Source organism: Actinotalea sp. C106, from assembly GCF_023630195.1.
GTDB lineage: Bacteria > Actinomycetota > Actinomycetes > Actinomycetales > Cellulomonadaceae > Actinotalea.
The window spans coordinates 1-8,534 of sequence record NZ_JALPKN010000135.1; the positions used below are offsets into that span (position 1 = coordinate 1).

9 protein-coding genes are annotated in these 8,534 nt (G+C 72.0%); 2 read left to right on the plus strand and 7 right to left on the minus strand.

Annotation, left to right across the window (positions count from 1 at the left end; translation table 11 throughout):
• The 3 genes from L0B03_RS10350 to L0B03_RS10360 form a co-directional block, all read right to left on the minus strand.
• Positions 1-1,268: ABC transporter ATP-binding protein (locus L0B03_RS10350; RefSeq protein ID WP_250445718.1), on the minus strand; the 1,268-nt coding region annotated here is incomplete at its 3' end.
• Between the two features lie 31 nt (positions 1,269-1,299).
• Positions 1,300-1,803 carry a heme-degrading domain-containing protein gene (locus L0B03_RS10355; RefSeq protein WP_250445719.1) on the minus strand — a complete coding sequence of 168 codons (504 nt, stop codon included), beginning with the start codon at positions 1,801-1,803 and terminating at the stop codon, positions 1,300-1,302.
• Between the two features lie 209 nt (positions 1,804-2,012).
• Positions 2,013-2,528: a GNAT family N-acetyltransferase gene (locus L0B03_RS10360; protein ID WP_250445720.1), complete on the minus strand. Its 516-nt coding sequence runs from the start codon at positions 2,526-2,528 to the stop codon at positions 2,013-2,015.
• A 43-nt stretch (positions 2,529-2,571) separates the two neighbouring features.
• On the opposite strand from L0B03_RS10360, the gene L0B03_RS10365 reads away from it, so the two are divergent.
• Positions 2,572-2,838 carry a hypothetical protein gene (locus L0B03_RS10365; RefSeq protein ID WP_250445721.1) on the plus strand — a complete coding sequence of 89 codons (267 nt, stop codon included), beginning with the start codon at positions 2,572-2,574 and terminating at the stop codon, positions 2,836-2,838.
• 77 nt (positions 2,839-2,915) lie between these two features.
• On the plus strand, positions 2,916-3,263 hold the full coding sequence (locus L0B03_RS10370; RefSeq protein ID WP_250445722.1) for a hypothetical protein: 348 nt from the start codon (positions 2,916-2,918) through the stop codon (positions 3,261-3,263).
• Positions 3,264-3,330: 67 nt separating this feature from the next.
• On the opposite strand, the gene L0B03_RS10375 is transcribed toward L0B03_RS10370, so the two are convergent.
• From L0B03_RS10375 to L0B03_RS10390, 4 genes are all read right to left on the minus strand, one after another.
• Complete coding sequence (locus tag L0B03_RS10375; RefSeq protein WP_250445723.1) at positions 3,331-3,501, minus strand: hypothetical protein; 171 nt, start codon at positions 3,499-3,501, stop codon at positions 3,331-3,333.
• 152 nt (positions 3,502-3,653) lie between these two features.
• Positions 3,654-7,052: a pyruvate carboxylase gene (locus L0B03_RS10380; RefSeq protein WP_250445724.1), complete on the minus strand. Its 3,399-nt coding sequence runs from the start codon at positions 7,050-7,052 to the stop codon at positions 3,654-3,656.
• Between the two features lie 101 nt (positions 7,053-7,153).
• On the minus strand, positions 7,154-7,741 hold the full coding sequence (locus L0B03_RS10385; RefSeq protein ID WP_308200036.1) for a MerR family transcriptional regulator: 588 nt from the start codon (positions 7,739-7,741) through the stop codon (positions 7,154-7,156).
• A 190-nt stretch (positions 7,742-7,931) separates the two neighbouring features.
• Positions 7,932-8,447: a bifunctional nuclease family protein gene (locus tag L0B03_RS10390; protein WP_250445725.1), complete on the minus strand. Its 516-nt coding sequence runs from the start codon at positions 8,445-8,447 to the stop codon at positions 7,932-7,934.
• Positions 8,448-8,534 lie beyond the last annotated feature (87 nt).

The following is an 8,534-nucleotide window of genomic DNA, read 5'->3' on the forward strand; positions in this document are numbered from 1 at the left end:
GACCCGGGCTGGGTCGGCGGCGGAGCGGCGCCTCGGGACCGGTCCCGTGATGCACCGCTGCCCCCCCGGGCCCCGGGCTGCCCGACCATCCCCATGGCGCCCCACATGCCGCGCCCACCTGCGTGCCCGCCCATGCCCTCGCCGGGGGAGGGGTCGGGGGTCCTGAGCCGGGTGGGGGGCGGGTAGGCGAACCAGACGTCCGTGAGCTCGACCTCGCCACGGACCTCGGGCAGGTCCTCGGCGTCGGTGCGGTCCTGGATCGCCGGCGTGAGGTCGAGGTACTCGAAGATCCGTCGGAAGAGGGCCAGGGAGGTCTGCACGTCCAGGGCCACCCGGAGCAGCTGGACCAGAGGCATGAGCAGGCGCGCCTGGAGGGTCGAGAACGCCACCAGGGTCCCGGCCGAGACCTCGGTCCCTCCGACGATCATGTAGCCCGAGGCGAGGTAGACCAGCGCCGGGGTGACGGCCATGAAGGCCGTGACCATGGCGAAGAACCCCTGGCCCACCATCGCCTGGCGCACCTGGAGGCTGACCTGGCGCTTGTTCTCCGCGTCGTAGCGCGCGATCTCGGCGTCGGCCCGGTTGAAGACCTTCGACAGCAGCACCCCCGAGACGCTCAGCGCCTCCTCGGTGATGGCCGTCATGTCCGAGAGGGACTCCTGGGTCTTGCGGGCCAGCACCTGGCGGCGTGCCCCGACCCGCCGCTGGAGCACCAGGAAGACGGGCATGAGGGCGATCGAGATGATCGTGAGCTGCCAGGAGAGCAGCAGCATCGCGATCAGCGACGCGATGACGGTGACCGCGTTGGACAGGATGCTCGAGGCCGTCGTCGTCAGGACCGAGCGCACGCCGCCGACGTCGTTCGCGAGCCGGGACTGGATGGACCCCGTCCGCGTCGCGGTGAAGAAGGCGAGCTCCATCCGCTCGAGGTGCTCGAAGAGCCGTCCACGAAGGTCGGCCATGGCCTCGTTGCCGACGCGGGTCGTGAGGTACGTCTGCCCGATGCCGATCGCCGCGGTGAGCAGCGGTACGGCGATCATCGCGCCGACGAGCCATCCGAGGAGCTCGAGGTCGACCCCGGTGCCGTCCGCAGGGAACAGCGCCTCGTCGAAGACCGCCTGCGTGAGGAAGGGCGTGACGATGCCGAGCCCGGCACCCACGACGATCGTCACGGCCACGAGGACCAGGGTGGCGCGGTAGGGGGACAGCAGCGCCCAGATGCGGCGCAGCAGGGCGCCGTCCGCCGAGGGCCGACGGGTGTCGGGCACGGGACCTCCTAGGGATCGGAGCAAGCCTGCCCTACCTGGCAGCTCGCTGCTCCGCGACCAGGACGCGCAGCCCTTCGACCACCAACGCGTGGTCCTCGGCCTGGGGCAGACCCGAGACGGTCACGGTGCCCACGGGACCGACCCCGGCCACGGTGAGCGGGAACGAGCCTCCGTGCCCGGCGTACTCCTGGATCGACAGCCCCGTCGCCTCGGCGAAGGACTGACCCTTGACCTTCGCCTGCAGACCCAGCAAGAACGACGGCGCCCCGAAGCGGTCCACGGCACGCACCTTGCGCTCGACCCAGGTGTCGTTGTCAGGCGCGGTGCCCGGGAGTGCCGCGTGGAACAGCTGCTGACCGTGCCGGCGCACGTCGACCACCACGGGCAGCTCACGCTCCCGGGCCAGCTCGATGAGCAGCGAGCCCAGACGCCACGCGTCGTCGTAGTCCATGTGGTCCAGGACCAGCTCTCGTTGCTGGTCGGTGACCTCCGTGATGAGCCGGTCGAGATCGTCGGACGGGGCGTGGCTGGACATGGGACCTCCTGGTCGACGCTGGGCGCCACCACGCTAGGGCACGGGACCGACGCGGGACTCGAGGGCGCCGGATGGGCGTGGGCTCCAGCGACGCCTCGTTCCCGACAGGACGCCTCGCTCCCGACAGGACGTCCCTACAGCCGATAAGGGACATTATGTCATTACGGCTCTCGAGGGCCCTCTCCACCTCGGCCAGCGGGGGTCGCGACTCAGCGTGAGGACGGCACGCTCACGTCCGCCGGCCCGAGGCGCTTCTCCCAGCGGTGCTCGGTGAGCCGTGGGTCGCGGGGCAACGGCATGGAGGCTCCGGTCGCGACGTAGCCGGCGCGGCGGTACAGAGCGGTCGCAGCCTTGTTCGAGTCGATGGCCCAGAGGGTCAGCCTCACCGCGCCGACCTCGGCGGCTCGTCCCGCCGCCGTGTCGAGGAGCGCCTGTCCATGTCCCCGCCTTCGCAGGTCGGGATCGACCCACAGGCTCACCACGTGGCGTTCGTCCGCGGGTGCCCCCGGCTCCTCGATCAGGCAGAGCACCCCGGCGTCCTGCTCGGGCTCGCCGAGGACCAGCCAGGTGCTGGACCGCAGTCTCATGCGCCAGTGCTTCTCGCCGAAGCCCTGCTCGCGCGCCAGGGACGAGCCGAAGGCACCCTGGTCCTGCTCGAGCGCACGCAGACGGATCGCCGCCAGCCTGGCCCAGTCGTCCTCGCTCAGCACGTCGATGGTCGCCACGGCCTCATCCTGCCCGATCGTGCGGGCGTGAGATGCTGAGGTCATGCCTGAGCCGCACTCCTCGGACTCCCCTGCCCCCGCCTCGCGGTCCCTCGACGCGCGCTGGTGGTGGTCGTCCTCCCTGCCGGTGATCGTCGGTCTCGTGGTCATCGGGTACCAGGTCAGCGCCTTCGCGGACGGGGCGGGGACCTGGGCCAACGGCGCGATGATCGCCCTGGGCGGCGCCGTTGCCCTCTGGGGCCTGACCGGCCTGCGCAAGGACTACGCGGCGCACCGCGCCGCCGGTCAGGACGAGCCGCCGACGAGCTGAACCTCGGTCCGCCGTGCGAGCCGGTCCACCTCGACCTACGGTCGAGAGGTCCGACGACGTCGAGACCTGGAGACACCATGACGGACCACGGCCCCACCCGCGAGGAGCTTCCGCTCCCCGACTACGACCATCTGCCCATCACCGGGCTCGGCCACCGCATCCGGTCCCTGGACCTGGACCAGCTGCGGGTCGTCATCGAGTACGAGGAGACGCACGCACGACGAGTGCCGGCGCTCCAGGTGCTGCAGACCCGGGCGAGCGAGCTCGAGGCAGGTGCAGAGCCGAGCGGGGGCGACCCGTCCGCTCTCGCCCCTGAGCTGTCCCCGGCACCCTCCGCCGGGTCGCCGGTCTCTCCGGCGACCGCGCCCGGCCCGGACATCCCGCCGACCGAGTCGGACGAGGCGAAGCCACCGATGCGCGGGTGAACCTCGGGGCGTGGCGCGCAGGTCGTTCCTGCGGGCCACGCCCCGACACTCCCTCGCACCGCGGCGCTCAGGACGACGTGCTCCACTCCCCCGGCGCGCTGCGGGTCACGTCGGCGACCTCCTCCTCGGGACGAGGGGGGATCGTCTCGTCGACCTCGAGGTGCGGGATCTGGTCGTGATCGAGAGGGCCGGGTGCGGTCCCCTCACCCGGTGCGGGGTCGGTGCTCTCGTGTGACATCAGGCCTCCCAGGGTGCGGCATGCACGGACGGGCGAGAGGTCTCGACCGGTCCTGACACGAACGGTACGCGCGGCTCGTGGTCGACGCTGCTCGAGCGAACCCGAGGCGTCCGCCGCCCTCGCGTCAGGGGCGGCGGACGACGGTGCGGGCCTCAGACCACGACGACGACGAGATCCCCGCCCTCGAGCTGCTGAACCGCCCCGATGGCCAGGCGCTGGACCGTGCCGGCGACCGGGGTGGTGATCGACGCCTCCATCTTCATGGCCTCGATCGTCGCGACCGACTGCCCTGCCTCGACCTTCTGCCCCTCCTGGACCACGGGGGTCACCGCACCGGCGAAGGGTGCAGCGATCTGCCCCGGCGTTCCCGGGTCGGCCTTCTCGGCCGTCGCCTGGTCCACCTCGACGGCCCGGTCGCGGACCTGCAACGGACGGATCTGACCGTTGAGGGTGAACATCACCGAGCGCATCCCGCGCTCATCCGGCTCGCCCACGGCCTCGAGGCCCACGAGCAGGCGCACGCCGCGCTCGAGCTCGACCTCGACCTCGGTGTCCGGGAACATGCCGTACAGGTAGCGCGCCGTGTCGAGGACGCTGACGTCCCCGAAGCTGGCCCGGACCTGCTCGAGCTCCTTGGTCGGCGCGGGGAACAAGAGGTGGTTGAGCCGGTCACGACGGGTCCCCGAGTCCGCGCCGAGGTCCTGGCGGTCCTCGCTGGAGAGCGTCGCGACCTCGCGGTGCGGGGTGCGCCCCTCGAGCGCACGGGTGCGGAACGGCTCGGGCCAGCCTCCGGGCGGGTCGCCGAGCTCGCCACCGAGGAACCCGATGACCGAGTCAGGGATGTCGAACTCCTGGGGCTCTCGGGCGAAGTGCTCCGGGTCCGCCCCGCGGGCCACGAGGTGCAGGGCGAGGTCCCCCACGACCTTGCTCGACGGCGTGACCTTGACCAACCGGCCCAGGAGCCGGTCGGCAGCGGCGTACATCGCCTCGATGTCCTCGAAACGGTCGCCCAGGCCCAGCGCGATGGCCTGCTGGCGCAGGTTCGACAGCTGCCCGCCGGGGATCTCGTGGTCGTACACGCGTCCCGTGGGGCCGGGCAGCCCGGACTCGAAGGGCTTGTAGATGCGGCGGACGGCCTCCCAGTACGGCTCGAGGTCGCACACGGCGCGCAGGCTCAGGCCTGTGTCCCGCTCGGTGTGCTCGAGGGCTGCGACGAGGGCCGACATCGACGGCTGGCTCGTGGTGCCCGCCATCGCGGCGCTTGCGGTGTCGACCGCGTCGACGCCGGCGTCGACCGCGGCCAGCAGGGTCGCGAGCTGACCCCCGGCGGTGTCGTGGGTGTGCAGGTGCACCGGCAGGTCGAACCGCTCACGCAGCGCCGTCACCAGGGTGCGGGCGGCCGCCGGGCGCAGCAGCCCGGCCATGTCCTTGATCGCGAGGACGTGCGCGCCCGCCTCGACGATCCGCTCGGCCAGCCCGAGGTAGTAGTCGAGGGTGTAGAGGTTCTCCCCCGGGTCGGTCAGGTTGCCCGTGTAGCAGAGCGCGACCTCCGCCACCGACGTGCCGCCCTCGCGGACGGCCTGGATCGCCGGGCGCATCTGCTCGACGTCGTTCAGCGCGTCGAAGATGCGGAAGATGTCGATCCCGGTGGCCGTGGCCTCCCGGACGAACGCCTGGGTGACCTCGGTCGGGTACGGCGTGTAGCCGACCGTGTTCCGGCCGCGCAGCAGCATCTGGATGGCGACGTTCGGGAGAGCCTCGCGCAGAGTCGCGAGGCGGTCCCACGGGTCCTCCCCCAGGAAGCGCAGCGCGACGTCGTAGGTGGCCCCGCCCCACGCCTCGACCGACAGCAGTCCGCCGGTGGTGCGTGCCACGTGCGGTGCCACCGCCGCGAGGTCGTAGGTGCGCACGCGGGTCGCGAGCAGCGACTGGTGCGCGTCGCGGAAGGTCGTGTCGGTCACCCCCACGGCCGTCTGCTCACGCAGCGCCCTGGCGAACCCGTCCGGGCCCAGCTCGAGCAGTCGCTGGCGGCTGCCTGGCGCGGGCTCGGCGGAGAGGTCCACCGCGGGGAGCTTGGCCTGCGGCAGGAGGATGCCCTGAGGGGCCCCGTGCGGACGGTTGACGGTCACGTCGCCCAGGTAGGCAAGGAGCTTGGTGCCACGGTCCGCGCTCATCTTGGCGGCGAGCAGCTCGGGGCGTTCGTCGATGAACGAGGTCGACAGCTCCCCCGCGACGAAGGCCGGGTCGTCGAGCACAGCCTGGAGGAACGGGATGTTGGTCCTGATACCGCGGATGCGGAACTCGGCGAGGGCCCGGCGTGCGCGCCGGGCGGCCGTCGGGAAGTCACGTCCACGGCAGGTGAGCTTGACCAGCATCGAGTCGAAGTGGCCGCTGATCTCCGCACCGGCACTCGCGGTCGCACCGTCCAGCCGCACCCCTGCACCGCCCGGTGATCGGTAGGCGACGATGCGGCCGGTGTCCGGCCGGAACCCGTTGCCCGGGTCCTCGGTGGTGATGCGGGTCTGCATGGCCGCGCCGTTGACCCGCACGGCGTCCTGCGTGATCCCGAGGTCCGCGAGGGACTCCCCCGCGGCGATCCGCAGCTGGGAGGAGACCAGGTCGATGTCGGTCACCTCCTCGGTGACCGTGTGCTCGACCTGGATGCGCGGGTTCATCTCGATGAAGACGTGCTGGCCGGCCCGCTCGCCCACGGTGTCGACCAGGAACTCGACGGTGCCGGCGTTGACGTAGCCGATGCTGCGCGCGAAGGCCACCGCGTCGCGGCACAGCGCGTCCCGGATCGCCGGGTCGAGGTTGGGCGCCGGGGCGATCTCGATGACCTTCTGGTGGCGCCGCTGCACCGAGCAGTCGCGCTCGAAGAGGTGCACGACCTCCCCCGTGCTGTCCGCGAGGATCTGGACCTCGATGTGCCGCGGACGCAGCACGGCCTGCTCGAGGAAGACGGTCGGGTCGCCGAAGGCGCTGTCCGCCTCGCGCATCGCCGCCGCGAGGGCGTCGGGGAGCTCCTCGCGGGTGTCGACCCGACGCATCCCCCGGCCGCCACCACCGGCGACGGCCTTGACGAAGATCGGGAACCCGACCTCCTCGGCGGATGCGACAAGGGTGTCGACGTCGGAGGAGGGCTCGGTCGAGGCGAGCACCGGGATGCCGGCCTCACGTGCGGCCTTGAGGGCCCGGACCTTGTTCCCGGCGAGCTCGAGCACGTCGGCGGGGGGCCCCACGAAGGTGAGGCCTGCCTCGTCGCACGCGCGGGCGAGCGCCGGGTTCTCCGAGAGGAACCCGTAGCCGGGGTAGATCGCGTCGGCCTCGGCCTCGCGGGCGACGCGCAGGATCTCCTCGATGTCGAGGTAGGCGCGCACCGGGTGCCCGGGCTCCCCGATCGGGTAGGCCTCGTCGGCCTTGAGGCGATGCTCCGAGTTCCGGTCCTCGTGGGGGAACACCGCGACGGTGCGTGCTCCCAGCTCGTACGCAGCGCGGAAACCTCGCACGGCGATCTCAGCGCGGTTGGCGACCAGGACCTTCGAGAACACGTCTCACCTCATCGGGTAGGGGGCACCAGCACCGTAGCGGCAACGGTGTCGTGCGGCCTGCCCGTTCCGCGCTCCGGACCAGCGGGACACGGCCGGGTGGGTCAGCCTGCGGTGCGTGACCGCCGGCGCTGGGCGAGCTCGTCGGATACGGACGTCGGGCTGTCCGGGTCCTCCTCGGCCCGCTCGGTCGGCAGGGCGGCGAGGGTGCCCTCGACCTCTCGCCACACGCGACCGACCGCGATGCCGAAGACACCCTGCCCGCCCTGGACCAGGTCGATCACCTCGTCGGCGGAGGTGCACTCGTAGACGCTCGCGCCGTCGCTCATGAGGGTGATCTGCGCCAGGTCGTCGACGCCCCTCTCGCGCAGGTGCCCGACCGCGGTGCGGATCTGCTGCAGGGAGACTCCGGTGTCGAGCAGGCGCTTGACCACCTTGAGCACGAGGATGTCCCGGAAGCTGTACAGCCGGTGGGTACCCGAGCCCGAGGCCGGTCGGACGGTCGGCTCGACGAGCCCCGTCCGCGCCCAGTAGTCGAGCTGACGGTAGGTGATGCCCGCCGCGCCGCACGCCGTCGGGCCGCGGTAGCCCGTCGTCGTGTCCAGGTCAGGCAGCTCGTCGCCGAACAGGAGGCCCTGCGCGCGCTGCGGGACGCCGACCGACTCCTCGATCGTCTCTCCGGTGCCGCTCACGGCCACTCCCCTCGGTCCATCCTCGATGGGATCCACACCGACGTTCCGGGGGCCTCTGGATGCTCATCAGTCACGCTAGGCCCGCCGGTGGGGGCCGTCAACGACGCCACGCTGACGAACCACCGGCGTGTCGTTCTGGCGTGTCTCAATCTCGACCTCAACCTCAGGTTTGACGTCTCCGCCCCGTGCCTCACGACGGCGGACGGCTCTGCGGATCGTCCCCCTCCGAGCCGAAGTCGTCGGCGCTGACCGTGTCGAGGAAGGCCCGGAACTCCTGCACCTCGGTCTCGGGCTCGCGCTGCTCCACCTCGAGGCCCGCCTCCTCGAGCACCGCAGGAACGCACAGCACCGGGCTCCCGGTGCGTACCGCGACCGCGATCGCGTCCGAGGCGCGGGAGTCGACCCGGACGCCGTTGTCGAGGACCAGCACGGCGTGGAAGACGCCGTCGACCAAGGACACGACCTCGGCCTGGACCACGGACCGCCCGGAGGCCTTGACGACGGACACCAGGAGGTCATGGGTCATCGGACGTGGCGCCGAGATCCCGGACTGGGCCGCAGCGATGGACGAGCCCTCGGCGACGCCGACGACGATCGGCAGCAGCCGGTGCCCGTCCAGATCGAGCAGCAGCACCACGACCTGGTCGCTCGGCGCCTGCCGCCGGACTCCCAGGACGTCGAGCTGCACGAGCTTCTCGTCACCCATGGGCCCACGCTACGACGGGCGCGCGGCGCCGGCAGGCCGGGGCCGGACGACCCGGCGCGTCGCGTGTCGATGCCGAAGTCGGAGGCC